At 74.6% G+C, this 16,524-nt stretch carries 15 protein-coding genes; 5 read left to right on the top strand and 10 right to left on the bottom strand.

The genetic code is table 11. From position 1 onward, the window contains the following. Positions 1 to 17 precede the first annotated feature (17 nt). Positions 18 to 1,154: an MsnO8 family LLM class oxidoreductase gene (locus ACH4DX_RS07870; RefSeq protein WP_398154431.1), complete on the bottom strand. Its 1,137-nt coding sequence runs from the start codon at positions 1,152 to 1,154 to the stop codon at positions 18 to 20. Continuing rightward, positions 1,151 to 1,762 (bottom strand): TetR/AcrR family transcriptional regulator, encoded by a 612-nt coding sequence (locus ACH4DX_RS07865; protein ID WP_398154430.1) that lies wholly within the window; start codon positions 1,760 to 1,762, stop codon positions 1,151 to 1,153. Before ACH4DX_RS07865 ends, ACH4DX_RS07870 begins: the two co-directional genes overlap by 4 nt. Positions 1,763 to 1,950: 188 nt before the next feature. Here ACH4DX_RS07865 and ACH4DX_RS07860 point away from each other — a divergent pair, with 188 nt between their 5' ends. Then, positions 1,951 to 3,456: an amidase gene (locus ACH4DX_RS07860; RefSeq protein WP_398154429.1), complete on the top strand. Its 1,506-nt coding sequence runs from the start codon at positions 1,951 to 1,953 to the stop codon at positions 3,454 to 3,456. On the opposite strand, the gene ACH4DX_RS07855 is transcribed toward ACH4DX_RS07860, so the two are convergent. Then, complete coding sequence (locus ACH4DX_RS07855; protein WP_398154754.1) at positions 3,453 to 4,316, bottom strand: SigB/SigF/SigG family RNA polymerase sigma factor; 864 nt, start codon at positions 4,314 to 4,316, stop codon at positions 3,453 to 3,455. The two genes, ACH4DX_RS07860 and ACH4DX_RS07855, sit on opposite strands and share 4 nt — an antisense overlap. A gap of 219 nt (positions 4,317 to 4,535) precedes the next feature. Between ACH4DX_RS07855 and ACH4DX_RS07850 the strand changes: the two genes are divergently transcribed. Continuing rightward, on the top strand, positions 4,536 to 5,735 hold the full coding sequence (locus ACH4DX_RS07850) for a PP2C family protein-serine/threonine phosphatase (RefSeq protein ID WP_398154428.1): 1,200 nt from the start codon (positions 4,536 to 4,538) through the stop codon (positions 5,733 to 5,735). Between the two features lie 25 nt (positions 5,736 to 5,760). Continuing rightward, entirely contained in the window at positions 5,761 to 6,261 is a 501-nt protein-coding gene (locus ACH4DX_RS07845; RefSeq protein WP_398114376.1) for a hypothetical protein, read from the top strand. Positions 6,262 to 6,345: 84 nt separating this feature from the next. Here ACH4DX_RS07845 and ACH4DX_RS07840 read toward each other — a convergent pair whose 3' ends face one another. Then, positions 6,346 to 6,561: a dodecin gene (locus ACH4DX_RS07840; protein WP_030571831.1), complete on the bottom strand. Its 216-nt coding sequence runs from the start codon at positions 6,559 to 6,561 to the stop codon at positions 6,346 to 6,348. A 259-nt stretch (positions 6,562 to 6,820) separates the two neighbouring features. On the opposite strand from ACH4DX_RS07840, the gene ACH4DX_RS07835 reads away from it, so the two are divergent. Then, positions 6,821 to 8,095: an extracellular solute-binding protein gene (locus ACH4DX_RS07835; protein WP_398154427.1), complete on the top strand. Its 1,275-nt coding sequence runs from the start codon at positions 6,821 to 6,823 to the stop codon at positions 8,093 to 8,095. An 80-nt stretch (positions 8,096 to 8,175) separates the two neighbouring features. Here ACH4DX_RS07835 and egtD read toward each other — a convergent pair whose 3' ends face one another. The 6 genes from egtD to ACH4DX_RS07805 form a co-directional block, all read right to left on the bottom strand. Further along, on the bottom strand, positions 8,176 to 9,189 hold the full coding sequence (gene egtD, locus ACH4DX_RS07830; protein ID WP_398154426.1) for an L-histidine N(alpha)-methyltransferase: 1,014 nt from the start codon (positions 9,187 to 9,189) through the stop codon (positions 8,176 to 8,178). Then, complete coding sequence (egtC, locus tag ACH4DX_RS07825; protein ID WP_398114372.1) at positions 9,186 to 9,941, bottom strand: ergothioneine biosynthesis protein EgtC; 756 nt, start codon at positions 9,939 to 9,941, stop codon at positions 9,186 to 9,188. Before egtC ends, egtD begins: the two co-directional genes overlap by 4 nt. Continuing rightward, on the bottom strand, positions 9,941 to 11,386 hold the full coding sequence (gene egtB / locus ACH4DX_RS07820; protein ID WP_398154425.1) for an ergothioneine biosynthesis protein EgtB: 1,446 nt from the start codon (positions 11,384 to 11,386) through the stop codon (positions 9,941 to 9,943). The genes egtC and egtB overlap by 1 nt, the downstream gene beginning before the upstream one ends. Continuing rightward, positions 11,376 to 12,773 (bottom strand): ergothioneine biosynthesis glutamate--cysteine ligase EgtA, encoded by a 1,398-nt coding sequence (egtA, locus tag ACH4DX_RS07815; RefSeq protein WP_398154424.1) that lies wholly within the window; start codon positions 12,771 to 12,773, stop codon positions 11,376 to 11,378. Before egtA ends, egtB begins: the two co-directional genes overlap by 11 nt. A 280-nt stretch (positions 12,774 to 13,053) precedes the next feature. Next, positions 13,054 to 13,413: a hypothetical protein gene (locus tag ACH4DX_RS07810; protein ID WP_398154423.1), complete on the bottom strand. Its 360-nt coding sequence runs from the start codon at positions 13,411 to 13,413 to the stop codon at positions 13,054 to 13,056. A 59-nt stretch (positions 13,414 to 13,472) separates the two neighbouring features. Beyond that, positions 13,473 to 14,894, bottom strand: coding sequence for an amidase (locus ACH4DX_RS07805; RefSeq protein WP_398154422.1), 1,422 nt, complete (start codon positions 14,892 to 14,894; stop codon positions 13,473 to 13,475). 459 nt (positions 14,895 to 15,353) lie between these two features. On the opposite strand from ACH4DX_RS07805, the gene ACH4DX_RS07800 reads away from it, so the two are divergent. Further along, positions 15,354 to 16,487 (top strand): LacI family DNA-binding transcriptional regulator, encoded by a 1,134-nt coding sequence (locus tag ACH4DX_RS07800; protein WP_398154421.1) that lies wholly within the window; start codon positions 15,354 to 15,356, stop codon positions 16,485 to 16,487. The last annotated feature ends 37 nt before the right edge of the window (positions 16,488 to 16,524 follow it).

Raw genomic sequence — 16,524 nt, 5'->3', positions numbered from 1 at the left:
GGGCAAACCCCACGATTCTAGGCCGGGGTGCTTTCCGCACCCCGGGGGCGTCCGGTGCCCCGCGCGAGTGCGGGCGAGGGGGCGGGCGACGGCAGGCCGGTGATCCGGGCGAGGCGCCTGAAGGAGTCGCGCAGGCCCTCGCGGTCGTAGGTGCTCGTGGTCACGAGGACCTCCTGCGCGCCGCTCTGCCCGATCAGTGTCGCAAGGGCCTCGGCGACCTGGTCCTCGGTGCCGTGGATGTGCCCGCGCAGCCCCGACTCGTAGAGGTCGCGCTCCTTCTGCTTCATGGCACCGGTCGCCGCGCGCTCCTCGACGCGCTCGGCGGGCGGCAGCGGCGGAAACGTGCCGTGGGTGCGTGAGTACGCCATCGACCAGGCCTCCGGCACGAGCAGGCGGCGGGCCGCCGCCTCGGACTCCGCGACGGCGACGGTCCCCGAGACCACCACGTACGGCTCGTCCGACCAGACGGAGGGCCGGAACGCGGCACGATAGCGGTCGATGGCGGCCAGCATCTTTTCGCGACCCCTGAGGTCGCCGACGACCAGCGGCAGACCCGCGGCCGCGGCGATCGCGGCGCCCTCGCCGATGGCGAGGACGAACGGCGGGACCCTCAGGCCCTCGCTCGGACGGGCGTGCACGCCCGTCCCCGACGTACCGCGGAACCAGCCGAGGAGCTCGGCCAGATCGGCGGCGAAGTCGTCCGCGTCGCCCTTGTCGTGCCCGAGCGCCCTGCGCACACCGTCGGTGAACCCGACCGACCTGCCGAGCCCCATGTCGATCCGCCCAGGGAAGAGCGCCTCGAGGACCCCGAACTGCTCGGCCACGACCAGCGGCTGGTGGTTCGGCAGCATCACGCCGCCGGTGCCCACGCGGATCGTGCGCGTGGCCGCGGCGACCGCCGCCGCGAGTACCGTCGGCGCCGAACCCGCGACCCCGGGCACACCGTGGTGCTCGGACACCCAGAACCGGTGGTAGCCGAGGCCTTCGAGCTCCCGCGCGAGCGCCACGGAGTCCCGCAGCGCCGCGGCGTCGTCGTGCCCCTCCCGGGTGCGGGAGCGGTCGAGCACCGAGAACCGCACCGCCGGGACGCCGGGAGCCGGAGCCGACACCGCTTGGGAGCCGCCCGGCTCCCGGTCCCGCGTGCCGCCGCTCATGCGGCGTGCCGAGCGAGGACGGCGTCGACGCACGCGACGAGCCGTTCGCCGATGCGGTCCACGCTGCCGTTCTGAGCGCTCACCTGGGCCCCCTCCAGGGCGAAGGTGATCTCCGCCGCGGCCCCCTCGGGGTCCGTGAGCCCTGCCGCCGCGCACATGGCGGTGAGGCGGCGGAGCTGGCGCGCCTTGTGTTCCTCGACGACCCGGCGCGCCGGGTGGTCGCGGTCGGGCAGCTCCGCCAGGGAGTTGATGAAGGGACAGCCCCGGTGCGAGAGCGTCGGCAGGGTGTCGACGACGAACGCGGCGATGCCCCTGACCTGTGCCAGGGGGTCGTCCGGCCACCGTGCCTCGACCCGGTCGAAGGCCGCCACGTAGTCGGCGGCGACGATCAGCAGCCACTGCGCCACCAGCGCGTCCTTGGTGCCGAAGTGGCGGTACAGCGCGGCCTTGGTGGTCCCGGCCCTGTCCGCCACGGCCTGGACGCCGACGCCCCTGATCCCCTCGGCGTGGAACAGCTCCTCGGCCGCGTCGAGGATGCGCTCGCGGGGCGGCAGTTTGGCCACGCGGTTCGCGCGGCCGGGCCTCGCCTCGTTCGTTGCTTCCGGCATGGCTGCCCCTTTCCGTCCGGATCCGTTCAGACAATCGGCGCTTCGCGCCTCGTCCTCAAACGCCGGACGGGCTGAAAAAGATCTCGCCCGGCCGTCGGTCAGGTCCCATGTTACGGTACCGTCCGGTCTTGTATGATACCGGTCGGTATCGTTCGAGACTGAACGGTGCTTTCTGTGGAGGGATTCCCGTGAAACTGTCGGAGTACGTGACCCATGACGCCGTGGGGCTCGCCGGGCTCGTCGCCCGGGGCGAGGTGACCGCGGCCGAACTGGAGGCGGTCGCGCTCGATGCCGTCGCCGCCGTCAACCCGCTGATCAATGCGGTGGTGGAGACCTGGCCCGCCGAAGGCGGCGAGGGGGCGGACGGTGCGGGCGGCGCGGACCGGGCGGCCGCAGGGCCGGCGCCGCTGGCCGGGGTGCCCTTCCTGATCAAGGATGTGGGCGTGACCATGGCGGGCAAGCGGTCGGAGCTGGGCAGCCGCCTCGCCCGAGGCATGGTCGCGCGGGACGACTCGTCGCTGATGCGCCGCTTCCGCGCGGCCGGGCTCGCGACCTTCGGCCGCACCGCGACCCCGGAGTTCGCCTACGGCATCACCACCGAGCCCGTCCTGTACGGGCCGACCCGCAACCCCTGGGACCTCGGCCGTTCGGCGGGCGGCTCCAGCGGCGGCGCGGCGGCGGCGGTCGCGGCCGGGATCGTCCCGATCGCCCACGGCACGGACGCCGCGGGCTCGATCCGCATACCGGCGGCCGGAACCGGCCTGTTCGGTCTGAAGCCGACCCGTGGCCGGGTCTCCATGGGCCCCGACGCCGACGAGATCTTCAACGGCCTCGCCGTGCAGAGCTGCGTCAGCCGCACGGTGCGCGACAGCGCGGCGCTGCTCGACCGGATGCGGGGGCCCGAGAGCGGCGACCCGTACTCCGCCGCGGAGCCGGACCGCGCCTACGCCGAGGAGGTCACCCGCGCCCCGGGCCGCCTGCGCGTCGGCGTCGTCACCGCGGCGGGCGGTGGCCGCGGCACCGCGGGCCCGGTGGCCGCCGCCCTGTCCCGCACCGCGGAACTCCTCACCTCGCTCGGCCACGACGTGTCGGAGGCCACGCTGGACCTCGGCGTGAGCTGGGAGGAGTACGTACTCGCCAACGCGCGGCTGTGGACGGCCAACCTGGTCCCCTGGCTCGACGGCCTGGCCGCCGCGCTCGGCAGGACCGTCGACCCGGGCACCGTGCAGGCCGAGACGCTCGCGGGCTACTCCTTCGGCCGCCGCGTCACCGGCCCCGACCTCGTCCGCGCGCTCGGCGTGCGCAACACCGTCGCCCGCAGCGTCGGCCGCCACTTCCTGCGGTACGACGTGCTGCTCGGCCCCACCCTGCCGGAACTGCCGCCGCGCCTCGGCGAGTGGGCCGAAGGAGTCGAGGACCTCGACGGCCCCGGGTGGATCGACCGGATCTTCGACCGCTCGCCCTTCACCGCCGTCCACAACGTCGCGGGGACCCCCGCCATGTCCGTGCCACTGGAGTCCGACCCCGCCACCGGACTGCCCGTCGGTATGCAGTTCGCCGCCGGACACGGCCGCGAGGACACCCTCTTCCGCCTCGCCGGCCAGCTGGAGCGCGCCGCCCCCTGGGCCCACCGCGTCCCGGGGGTGTGGGCCGGGTCGGTCCCGCCGGGCCCGGGCCGCGCCGCCCCGGGCTAGTCGCAGGCGAGCAGGCCCGTCCGCAACCGCGCCAGGGTGTGCGAGAGCAGCCGCGACACCTGCATCTGCGAGATGCCGAGGACCCGGCCGATCTCGGCCTGGGTCAGCTCCTGGCCGAACCGCATCTCGATGATGCGGCGCTCCCGCTCGCCGAGCTCCGCGAGGAGCGGGGCGAGGGCGTGCAGCTGCTCGACGATCTCCAGGGCGGGGTCCGGCGCGCCCATGACGTCGGCGACCGAGCGGCCGCCGTTGCGGGTGTCGCCGTCCTCGCCGGGGTCGTTCGGCGCGTCCAGGGACCCGGCGGCGTACCCGTTGGCGGCCACGATCGCCTCCAGGGCCTGCTCCTGCGGCACTCCCAGATCGGCGGCGAGCTCGTCGACCGTCGGCTCACGGCCGAGGACGCAGGAGAGCCGCTCCTGGGACCTGGACAGCTCGGACCGCAGCTCCTGGAGTCTGCGCGGCACGTGCACGGCCCAGCTGGTGTCACGGAAGTGGCGCTTGATCTCGCCGAGTATCCAGGGCACGGCGAACGAGGTGAACTCGAAGCCGCGGCCCACGTCGAACCGGTCGATCGCCTTGATCAGCCCCACCGTCCCGACCTGGACGATGTCCTCCATGTGACCGCTGCCGCGGTTGCGGTACCGGCTCGCCACGTAGTGCACCAGGGTGACGTTCATCTCGATCAGGGTGTTGCGCGCGTACGTGTGCTCCGGCGTGCCCGGCTCCAGGCCCTGGAGCCGGTCGAAGAACAGCTTCGTCAGCTCCCGGGCGTCGCGCGGCGCGACCTGGACCGCCTCCTCGATCCACGGCAGGTCGACGTCGGCCGTACGGGAGCACACGGGCTCCCCGGCGTGGCGCATACCGGTCTCGCCTGGCACAGCCCTAACTCCCTCAGCCGGTTCGTGCGGTCCGGGATCTGGTTCCGCGTTCGGCGGCGCCGCACACCGGGACCAAACGCACGAACCCCCGGGACCATGGCCCCCCGGCCGGGGGCCGTGGGACCCGCCGCGCGCACCGGGGCCGAGCGCGGGCGGGATGCGGCGCCCGGTGTGAGACTGCCCCTGAGGCGGTGATCGCAGATGGTGAGCCAACCGAGGGCGTCAGGGCCGGGGGAGCAGCTCCTGGAGGAGCTCCTCGCCGCGGCGCACGCGGCGACCCCGGCGGAGCTGCCCGCCCTGGTGCAGCGGTTCGCCGACGCCGAGGGCCTGGACCGGATCGACGTGTACCTCGTGGACCTCCAGCAGCGGGCCCTGGTGCCGCTGGCGCAGGGGCCGCCCGCCCTGAGCGTGTCCACGTCCGTCGCCGGATCGGCCTATCGGGCGCAGGAGCTGCGCGTGGAGGAACTGGCCCAGGGCGGCAAGATCACCACCTGGCTGCCGCTGATCGACGGGGCCGAGCGGCTCGGCGTGATCGGCGCCACCGCCCCGCTGATCGACGGGGTGCTGCTGCGGCGCTGCCGCATGCTGGCCTCCGTCCTGGCCATGGTGATCACCTCGAAGCGGGCGGCGAGCGACAGCTTCGCGCGCCGCACCCGCTCCCAGGTCATGCAGCTCCCCGCCGAGATGCTGCGGGCCTTCCTGCCGCCCCGTACGGTCGGCAACTCGCGGGTGGTCTCGACCGCCGTGCTCGAACCCGCCTACAGCATCGGCGGCGACGTCTTCGACCACTCCCTGACCAGTTCCACCCTGCACGTGGCGATCCTGGACGCCATGGGCCACAACCTCGCCTCGGGCCTGACGACGTCGGTGGCCATGGCCGGCTGCCGCAACGCCCGGCGGGCCGAGGCGGAGCTGCCCGAGCTGGTCGACACCATCCAGCACGCGCTCGCCCAGTGGCTGCCCGAGCAGTTCTGCACGGGCATCCTCGCCCAGCTCGACCTCGCGGGCGGGGTGCTGCGGTGGTGCAACTGCGGGCATCCGCCGCCCCTGCTCATCCGTGACCACCGGGTGCTCGGCGGCGCGCTCGAACGCCCGCCGCAGCCGCCCCTCGGCACCCCCGCGATGCTGGCCGACGTCGCGTGGGAGGTCCACGAGGAGCCCCTCGAACCCGGCGACCGGGTGCTGATGTACACGGACGGCGTGACGGAGCTGCGCACCGGCGGCGGCACCCAGTTCGGCCTGGACCGGTTCACCGACAGCATCATCCGGGCGACGGCCGCGGGCGAATCGGCCCCGGAGGCGCTGCGCCAGCTCATCCACTCCATCCTCGACCGGCAGGGGAACCAACTGCGCGACGACGCGACGCTGTTGCTCCTCGAGTGGTGCCCGCCGAGCGGCTGACGGGTGCGTTCCCTAGGCTGGCCGCGTGACGTACGACGACAGCAGGGGCGAGCGGCCCCTCGCCGTGTTCGACCTGGACAACACCCTCGCGGACACCGCGCACCGCCAGCGCCACCTGCGGCGCAGACCTCGTGACTGGAACGCGTTCTTCGCCGCCGCCCCCGCCGACCCGCCGCTGGAGCGGGGGGTGCGGCTCGCGCGCGACAGCGCCGAGGAGTGCGAGGTCGTCTATCTGACCGGGCGGCCCGAGCGCTGCCGCGCCGACACCGAGGCGTGGCTGGCCGCGCAGGGGCTGCCCGCCGGGCGGATCTGGATGCGCGGCGACCAGGACCGGCGCCCCGCGCGCCGCACCAAGCTGGAGATCCTGCGCCGCCTCGCCCGGGACCGGGAGGTCCGGATGCTGGTGGACGACGACGAGCTGGTGTGCGCCGACGCGGAGCGTGCCGGGTTCACGGTGGTGCGGGCGCGCTGGGGCAGCGCGTCCGCGGAGCTGCGGGACGCGCAGGAACGGCAGGGGCGTACGTGAGGGGCGTGCCACCCGCGGTCGATGCGTGCGGGCAGGCCGTGTCCCGGGACGCGCCCTGTGACGCGGTGGCCTGGGGGCAGCGGCCTAGGAGGCGTCCTCCAGGCGGAATCCGACCTTCATGCCGACCTGGAAGTGCTGGATCTCCCCGTCCTCGATGTGGCCGCGCACCTGGGTGACCTCGAACCAGTCGAGGCCGCGCAGGGTCTGTGACGCGCGTTCGATGCCGTTGCGGATCGCCTGGTCGACGCCCTCGTGCGAGGTGCCGACGATCTCGGTGACCCGATAGGTGTGGTCGGACATGAGCGGGCTTCTCCTCTCCGCGGCGGTGCGGTGCCCCCCACCGTAGTGCCGGGTACGTGCGGGGGCCTCTCGGAGGAATCGTAGGAACCCGTGGGCACGTGTCCACCGAAGTGCCACAGATGTGCCACAAATGTGTGCACGCCCCTTGACCGGTGAGTTGGTCCATACCAAAATCCTGCACACCCGTTCGAGCTGGTGCTCCTTCGAGCTTGAGCTCTTCCCCACGTCGGGCCATCCCCGTGCTGTCCGCAGTCAGAAAGTGACCGACGTGAACCCGCGCCGCCTCCGTATCGCCCTTTCCCTCACCCTGGCTCTCGCCTCCACCGCCCTGCTGCCCGGCTGCGGCCTCCTGCCCGGTGGCGGTGACGACCGCAGCACCGTCACGGTGTGGCTGATGAGGGGCAGCGCGTCGGACGCCTTCCTGAAGCGGTTCACCGAGGAGTTCGAGAAGCAGCACGACGACCTCGACCTGGAGATCAAGCTCCAGGAGTGGACCGGCATCGGCGAGAAGGTCAAGGCCGCCCTGAAGGGCGACGACGGGCCCGACGTCATCGAGGTCGGCAACACCCAGGTCGCCCAGTACGTCGACCAGGGCGGCCTGGAGGACCTCACCCTGGAGTCCGCCCGCGACCTCGGCATGGAGGACTGGCTGCCGGGCCTCGCCGAGCCGGGCCGCTACGACGGGGGCCAGTACGGCATCCCCTGGTACGCCGCGAACCGTGTCGTGATCTACCACAAGGAGCTGTTCGCCCAGGCCGGGATCAAGAAGCCCCCGAGGACCCGGCAGCAGTGGCTCGCGGACACCGAGCGGCTCAACTCCGGCGGCACCCAGGGGATCTACCTGGCGGGCCAGGACTGGTACACCCTCGCCGGCTTCATCTGGGACGAGGGCGGCGACCTCGCCAAGGAGAGCTCCGGCAACTGGCAGGGCACCCTCGACACGCCCGCCGCGCTGCGCGGCATGGACTTCTACCGGCAGTTGCAGGCGCTCGGCGAAGGACCGCCGAACGCGGACGAGGAGCACCCGCCGCAGGCGGAGGTGTTCGCCAAGGGCGACGTCGCGCAGCTCATCGCCGTACCCGGAGTCGCCCGCGCCATCGAGGAGAAGAACCCCGAGCTGAAGGGCAAGCTCGGCTACTTCCCCGTCCCCGGCAAGACCGCCCGCAAGCCCGGCGCCGTCTTCACCGGCGGCTCCGACCTGGTCGTGCGGGACGGCACCGGCGAGCGCAAGGGCGCCGTCGAGGTCGTGAAGGCGCTCGCCGGTGACAAGTGGCAGCGCGACCTCGCGCGCACCATGGACTACGTGCCGAACAAGACGACGCTGGCCTCCGCCGTCTCCGGGGAGGCCGCCGTCGCCGCGATGGCCACCGGGGCCGCGCAGGGCAGGGCCACGCCCAACTCGCCCCAGTGGGCGGCCGTGGAGGCCGACAACCCGATCAAGAAGTACATGTCCAAGGTGCTCGGCGGCGCCGACGCGGCCGCCGCCGCCAAGGCGGCGTCCGCCCGGCTCACCGAGGAACTGGACGCCCCCTGACCGACATGCCGAGGAGTGGGGCGCGTGGTGCGCCCCACCCCCGGCGCACGGTCAAGGGACGGCCCGCTCCGGTCGGACCCTCAGGACGGAGTGCTCAACGACAGCGCGAAGCGGTTCCGCTCGTCCGTCCACCAGTGGGTCAGCGCGAGACCGGCGTCGGCGAGCTCGGCGCGCACGCCCTCCGGGCGGAACTTCGCGGAGATCTCCGTACGCATCTCCTCGCCCCGCTCGAAGTGCACCGCGAGGTCGAGCGCGGGAATCTTCACGGTCTGGTCCACGCCCGAGCGCAGCCGCATCTCCATCCACTCGCGGGCGGAGTCCCAGACCGCGACGTGCGTGAACGCGTCCGGATCGAAGTCCGCGCCCAGCTCGCGGTTGATGACGTGCAGGACGTTCTTGTTGAACGCGGCGGTCACCCCCGTCGCGTCGTCGTACGCCGACACGAGCACCGACTCGTCCTTGACCAGGTCCGTGCCGACGAGCAGCGCGTCACCGGGGGAGAGCAGATCGCGTACGGAGCCGAGGAACGCGGCGCGCTCGGCGGGCAGCAGATTGCCGATGGTGCCGCCGAGGAACGCGATCAGGCGCGGCCCCGGCGTGCCGGGCAGCGCGAGACCGCGGGTGAAGTCCGCGACGAGCGCGTGCACGTTCAGCGCGGGACGCTCGGCGAGCAGGGTGTTCGCCGCGCCGGTGAGCGCGGACTCGCTGACGTCGACGGGCACATAGGTGTGCAGGCCGGGCAGCGCGTCGATCAGGTGACGGGTCTTCTCGGAGGAGCCCGAACCGAGCTCGACCAGGGTGCGCGCACCCGTCACCTCGGCGATCTCGGCGGCACGGGCCACCAGGATCTCCCGTTCGGCACGCGTCGGGTAGTACTCGGGCAGGGTGGTGATCTCGTCGAACAGGACGCTGCCGCGCGCGTCGTAGAACCACTTCGGCGGCAGCGACTTCGCCGTCGGGGCCACGCCCGGGCGGGCGGAGCCGTCGGCGGGGTCGTGGGCGGCGGATCGGGTGAGGCCGTGCAGGACGTCGGCGCGCAGCGCGGCGCCGGTGGCGTCCTCGGGCAGGGTGCGGGTCAGCAGGAACGGGCTCACGCGGTGGGCTCCTTGAGCGGGGTCAGCAGGATGTCGGTGCGCCCCGCGGCGAGCAGGGTGCGGTCGGGCACCTCGCGCCAGCGCGGGTCCTCGTCGTACGGCTCGGAGGCCACGACGGTGCCCCGGCCGGGCTCGGCCCGGTACCAGAGGGTGTCGCCCCAGGCCGTCGCGGCGATCGTCTCGCCGTCGGTGAGCAGCAGGTTCAGACGGGAGCCCGGCGCGGCCCCCGCGACCTCGGCGGTGACGTCGCCAAGCGCCTGCGCCATGGCGTCGCCGCGCCGCAGCCGCTCCAGGACCAGGGCCCACACCAGGGCGGAGTCGCAGCGCGCCTCCAGGGACAGCAGGTCGGCGGGCGGCAGCGCGGTCGCGACGGAGGCCAGCGTGCCCGGCCAGCCGGACACCGCGCCGTTGTGGCTGAACAGCCAGGGCCCCGAGCCGAACGGGGCCGCGGCGGCCTCCCCGTCGGCGCCCGCCTCGGTGGCGTCGCGCACCGCGGCGAGCACCGCCGACGAGCGCACCACGCGGGCGAGGTCGGCGAACGACTGGTCGGCCCAGATCGGCCCGGCCCTGCGGTAGCGCGCGGGCACCGGATCGCCGTCCGCGTACCAGCCCACGCCGAAGCCGTCCGCGTTGACCGTCCCGTACCGCTGCCTGCGGGGCGCCCACGACTGCCGGAAGAGGCTGTGCGCGGGCGCCACGAGCAGCGCGCCGAGGGTCTCGGGCTCGCCGACGAAGGCGAGGTGGCGGCACATCAGGCGAGTCCCGCGGCGGTCTCGGCCGCCGTGAGGTCGCGCGCGGTGCGGAAGCCGGAGAATATCTGCCGCCGCACCGGGTGGTCCCAGTTGCGGAACGTACCGCGGCAGGCGACGGCGTCCACGGAGAAGGCACCGCCGCGCAGCACCTTGTAGTCACCGCCGAAGAAGACGTCCGAGTACTCCCGGTAGGGGAAGGCGACGAAGCCCGGGTAGGGCAGGAAGTCGCTCGACGTCCACTCCCACACGTCGCCGATCAGCTGCCGGACGCCGAGGGGCGAGGCACCCCGCGGGTAGCTGCCCGCGGGCGCCGGGCGCAGGTGCCGCTGGCCCAGGTTGGCCCGGTCCGGCGTCGGCTCCGCGTCCCCCCAGGGGTAGCGCGTCGAGCGGTCCTCGCCGGGGTGGTGGCGGGCGGCCTTCTCCCACTCGGCCTCCGTGGGCAGCCGCCGCCCGGCCCAGCGCGCGTAGGCGTCCGCCTCGTACCAGCTGACGTGCAGGACCGGTTCGTCGTCGGGCACCGGCTCGACGTGGCCGAAGCGGCGCCGCAGCCACTGGCCCGCCTCGCGCCGCCAGAACAGCGGCGCCGTCAGCTCGTCGCGGCGCACCGTGTCCCAGCCGCGCTCGTCCCACCAGCGCGGGTCGTCGTAGCCGCCCGCGTCGATGAAGCGCCGGTAGGCGGCGTTGGTGACCGGCGTGGTGTCGAGGAAGAACGGCGGCACGACCCGTCGGTGCGCGGGCCGTTCGTTGTCGAGCGCCCACGGCTCCGTCGTCGTGCCCATCCGGAACGGGCCGCCGGGGACGAGGACCTCGGCGGGGCCGGTGAACGGGGGAGCGGGCTCGGGATCGGGAGCGGTGAGCGCCGGGGCGCCCGCGCGCAGCTGGTGCGTGATCAGCATGGTCTCGTCGTGCTGCTGCTCGTGCTGCGCGATCATCCCGAAGGCGAAGCCCGCGTCGGTGAGCCGCGAGCCGTGGAACGGCGTGCTCTCGAGGACGTCGAGCGCACGGCCGCGCACGTCGGCGGCGTAGCGGCGCGCCTCGTCCGGCGCGAGCAGGGGCAGCGAGGGCCGGGCGGCCCGGGGGTGCTCGAAGGCGTCGTACAGCGAGTCGATCTCGGGCCGCAGCGCGTCACGGCCGCCGACGGCGCGCAGCAGCCACTGCTCCTCCTGGTTGCCGATGTGCGCGAGGTCCCACACCAGCGGGGACATCAACGGCGAGTGCTGCGCGGTCAGTTCGGGGCCCTCGACGCAGGACGTGAGCAGCGCGGTGCGCTCCCGCGCGGCGAGCAGCGCGGTCCGCGCGCGCTCGCGCAGCGCCTCGGGGTCGGTGAGGGTGTCGGCCGGTGTGTCGTGGGGGGTGCCGTGGGAGGTCTCGTGGGGGGTGCCGTGGGGGGTGCCGTGGGGGGTGGTCGAAACGTCGTCCTGGATTCCGGTCCTGTCACCGGTCATCGGTGTGCGTCCTTCCCGGGTGGGGCGTCCCAAGTCCCTGGTGTGTCTCGTCTGCCCCGTGCGTCCCGTGTGTCCCAGGTATCTCGTGTGTCCCGTGTACGGGCGTGTCGTCGGGCAGGGCGTCGAGCAGGTCGTCGGCGGGGCAGCGGCCGTGGGCCACGTACCGCTCGGCGTACGCGGCGACCGCCGCGAGCACCCGCCGGTCGGCACCGAGCCGCGGCAGCGCGTCGAGCGCGGCGGCGAAGCAGACCGCGGCGGTGTCGTGCAGCTCCGGGTCGGAGAGGCCGTACCGGGCCGCGTCCAGCCACAGCGGGCTGTGCGGCGGCGGCGTGGCCCCCGCGCGCTCGGCGAGGGGCTTGACGGCGCGGTAGGCCGTCTCGGCCGCCTCCGCGTCGTCGAACAGCGCGCAGGTCACCGCGAGCGGCACGATCCACCCGTCGTCGCCGGGCTGCGCGTCGACCATCCGCAGCTCCAGGTGCCCGCGCGGTCGGACCGGCGGGAACAGCGTCGTCAGGTGGTAGTCGAGGTCGTCGCGGGTGGGCGCGCGGGGCGTCCTCGAGCGCGCCCAGGACCGCAGGGTCAGGCCCTCGGGCACCAGCCACGGCGCGCTGTCGGCGGGCTCGGCGCGCACACACATCACCGGCGCGTCAAGGGCGTGCCGCGACCAGGCCGCCCGCGGCTCCTCGTCGAGCGCGGGAGCCGCCGACCTGCCGGGGTCGATGCCCGCCCACACCGCCTGCCGCGTGGAACGCCAGCCGGTGCGCCTGCCCTCCGTCAGCGGGGAGTTGGCGAAGGCGGCTACCAGGACGGGCCCGAGCAGGTGCGCGAGCCGCCAACGGCGGGCGTAGCCGAGGGGACCCGGCTCCTCGTACCCCGCGTCCAGGCAGATCTGCACGGACGCCGTGGAGCACATCATCCGGCGCCCCGCGTCACCCGCGCGGTCGAACCAGGTCTCCATCGCGTCGTAGCGCGGCTCGTGCAGGATGCGGCTCGGGGCGCGCCAGGGGTCGGCGCCGAGGCCGGTGAGGGTGAGGTCGAGGGGTCTCAAAGCGTCGCGCACGACGGCCAGATCGGCCGATACGGCTGCGACGCACTCCATGAGCGAGTCGGCGGGCAGCGAGCTGAGCTCCAGCTGGCCGCCGGGTTCCACGGTGACCGCCGAGTGCAGGGACCTGGTCCCGAGGGCCGCGCGGGCGGCGTCGACACGGGCGGACGTCACGGGGGCGTCGGGTGCGTCCGGTCGGTGCAGGAGCCATTCCAGCTCCACACCGGTGACGGTGGGCGGGCCCGTCTTGAAGCAGATGCCGCGCACCAGGGCCTCGATCTCCGGCTCCGTCACGGCTCGGCCGAGCCGCGCGGGGCGTTCCGTACAGTCTCCCTCTGGCATGTCGAGTTCCTCCTGTTCCGGCCTGCACGGGCGGACTGCCCGGCAGCGCTCGTAACACCCAAGACCGTGAAGCTATTTCGCACAAGACTGCCTTCATGGCCGAAAAACGCTGTTGCGACGGCCGTCGGGAGCGGCACACCATCTGTTCACGCACGGCACGGGGGAGATCGGTCCGACGGACGGGTTCCTGGGCGGAATGCGTATGTCCAGAATGCGCGACGTCGGGGCGCGGGGCACGCGGAGTGCGGCGCGGGCCACCGGGGGCGGGTGGGCCCCCGGCTCAGGTGGTGCCGAGGCCCTGCTCGATGCGGTACTGCTCCGCCAGCTCGTCGAAGGTGTCCGTGACGGCCTCACGGAGTACCACCCGGTGCGCGTCGCCGACGAACGACCGCACCCGCGCCAGGACCTCCGCGGCCTTCCGCGCGTCCGCGAAGATGCCGAGCACGAGGACATGCTCCGGCTCGCCGTCGCCGTCGCCGTCGCCCTCGTCCGGTTCGGTGCGCAGCGTGCAGCCCCACGGCACCTCGCAGGGGCCCTCGTGGTCCTCGACGGGACACAGCAGCCGGGCCAGGGGCTCCTGGAGTGCGAGCGCCTCGTCCGTCCCGGCGCATCCGTGGATGTGGATTTCGTAGATCTGCACGTTCTGGACGTTAGGCGCACGCGAGCGCGTACGCACAGGTTTTTCACCGCTTGCCGGTGTCAGGGCGCCGCCCGGGCGCCGGCGAGCGGCTCGGGCCAGTGCTCGTGCCAGGGCAGATCGTCCTCGAGCTGGGCGGCGAGCGACAGGAGCCGGGGTTCGCTGCCCGCGGGGCCGAGGAGCTGGGCGCCGACGGGCAGACCGCCCGCGACCCGGCCCGCGGGCACGTTCACGCCGGGCCAGCCGAGCACGTTCCACGGCCACGCGTACGGGCAGGCCGCGATGATCGCCTGGTCGGTGCGCCAACCGCTCAGCCCGGCCATGGCGCCCACGCGGGGCGGCGGGGTCGCCGTCGTCGGCGCGAGCACCACGTCGTAGGTGGCGAACACCGCGCCGACCCGGCGGTGCAGCGTGGCCTCGGCGCGGCGCGAGAGCCGCAGCGGGGCACCGCCGAGGAGACGGCCGAGGCGCGCGGCCTCCTTGGTGCGCCGGTCCAGCAGCGAGGGGTCGGGCACCCGGCGCGCCCAGTCCGCGACGCCCGCCGTGGCACGCGGCACGAAGGCGAGGCCGATCCGGCCGTAGCGCGGATCGGCCTCCTCCACCTCGTGGCCGAGCGCGGCGAGGCGCTCCGCCAGCTCGACGACCTTGCCGTGCACCAGCGGGTGCAGCCGCTTCGGCGTGGCGGTGAAGGGCATGCGCAGGGACAGGGCGATCCGCAGTCGCCCCGGGTCGCGCCGGGCCGCGTCGGCGGCCCCGATCGCGGCGGGCCGGTGCGGGTCGTCCGCGTGGTTGCCGCTCGCCGCGTCCAGGAGCAGCGCGGCGTCGGCGACCGTACGGGCCAGCGGGCCGTTGACGGTGATGCCGTTGAACGCCTCCGGCCACGGCCAGGTCGAGATGCGCCCGCGCTGCGGCTTGATGCCGACCAGATGCGTCCAGGCCGCCGGTATCCGCACCGATCCCGCGCCGTCCGAGCCGAGGGCCGCGGGGACCAGGCCCGCGGCCACCGCCGCCGCCGAACCCCCCGAGGAGCCGCCCGGGGTGTGCCCGGTGTGCCACGGGTTGCGGGTGTCGCCGAAGGCGGGGCCCTCCGTGAACGGCCACTGCCCCAGCTCGCACGTGTTGGTCTTGCCCACGATCACCGCGCCCGCCGCCCGCAGCCTGCGCACCGCCTCCGCGTCCGCTGCCTTCGGCGGGAAGTCCCCCGGGCAGCCGAACGCGGTGGGCTCACCGGCCACGTCCGTGTCGTCCTTCACCGCCACCGGCACGCCGAGCAGCGGCGTGCGCACCCCCGCCGCCAACTGCCGGTCGGCCGCGTCCGCCTCGGCGAGCGCGGCATCGGCACGCACCACCCGGAACGCGTTGAGCACGGGTTGCGCCGCCTCGATCCGGGCGAGCGCCCGCTCGGTCACCTCCCGCGCGGACACCTCCCCCGCGGCCAGGGCACGGGCGGTCTCCGCGAGTCCCGCGGAACGATCGGCGGTCATGTGGGGGCACCTTCATTCGGGCGGGCGGACCGGACGGTAGCCGGGCAGAGGGCAGAGGGCAGAGGGCAGAGGGCAGAGGGCAGGGCAGAGGGCAGGCGGGCGGGCGGCCGGGGAGGCGGGCAGTCGGCGGGTCGGGGGCCGGACGGACGGGCCGGGGCGGGCCGGAGCGGGCCGGGGCCGAGGGGGCGTGCGGGTGACCGCACGGTAGTCGTCGGCGTCCCAACGCGCCATCCGCGCGGCGGAGTTCACGCCGCCCCCGGGAGCGGCGGCCACCGCGGAGGCGCGCGTGGGCGGCGTGCGACCCACCGTCGGCGCCGCGTGTGCGCCGCCGCGGGCGTGCGTGTCGTGGCACGCGACCGGACAGGACGGTGTGCGCGGCCGTGCCCCGCCGCCTGCCCGGCAGCGCCCCCGCGCCCGCCTGGGTGCGCCCCGGGTTCGTCTGGAAGGATTGCGGCCGTCATGGTGCAGATACCGAAGCAGCAGTCCGTGCCGGGCCCGGCACCGGCTGCGCCGAGCCCCCCGCCCGACTCCGTGCCGCAGGGCACGCCGCATTCCGTGCCGCCGGGCACGCCGCACTCCGTGCCGCAGGGCACGCCGCACTCCGTGCCGACGAGCGCCGACGTCGCCCGCCTCGCCGGCGTCTCGCGCGCCACCGTCAGCTATGTCCTGAACAACACCAGCGCCGTCCGGATCAGCGAGCCGACCCGCCGCCGTGTGCACGCCGCGGCCAAGGAACTCGGCTACGTCCCGCACGCCGCCGCCCGCAGCCTGCGCGCCGGGCACTCCCGCATGGTCCTCATGCCCACGCCGCAGATCGCTGTGGGGCCGCTGCTCAGCGCGTTCCTCAACGAACTCCAGTGGGCGCTCAGCCGCTTCGACTACACGGTCGTGCAGTACGGCAGCCTCGGCCTGACCGGCGAGGACGCGGCCCGGGCCTGGGCCGAGCTGCGTCCGGTCGCCGTCCTCGCGCCCGACGCCACCGCGCTCGGCGCCCGCGGCGTCGCCGTACTCAAGCGCTCCGGCGCCAAAGCCGTCTTCACCCTCGGTCCGCAGCGGGCCGACGGCGCGCACGCCCTCCTGATGGACCAGCGCCTGGTCGGCCGCGCCGCCGCCGAGCACCTGCTGGCCCGCGGCCGCCGCCGCATCGGCGTCGTCGTCCCCGAGGAACCCGGACTCGAGGTCTTCTCCCGGCCGCGCCTGGACGGCGTCCGCGCCGCCGTGCGCGGTGCGGACGGCGGCGCGGTGACCGAGCTGCCGCTCGCCTACACGGAGGCCTCCGCGGCCCGCCTCACCGACCACTGGTCCGCGCTCGGCCTCGACGCGGTCTTCGCGTACAACGACGACTACGCCATGCTCCTGATGCGCGCCCTCCAGGACCGTGGCGTCGCCGTCCCCGGGGACACCGCCGTGGTCGGCTCCGACGACCTGATGCTGGCCCGGCTCCTGAGACCCCGCCTGAGCAGCGTGCGCATCGAGCTGCCCTCGGGCCGCGAGCTCGCCGAGCTGGTCGACCGGGTGGTGCGCGAGCCCGGCGGGCGGCCGGAGACGCACGACCTGCTCGGCGCGGGCGTGGTGCACCGCGAGTCCAGCTGACCGCACGCGCGGAGTCGGGGGGGGGGGGGGGGGCCGG

The organism is Streptomyces sp. NPDC017940, from assembly GCF_044328435.1.
Classification (GTDB): domain Bacteria; phylum Actinomycetota; class Actinomycetes; order Streptomycetales; family Streptomycetaceae; genus Streptomyces.
Note: the sequence above shows the minus strand (reverse complement) of the source record. Positions and strands in the feature narration are given on the sequence as shown.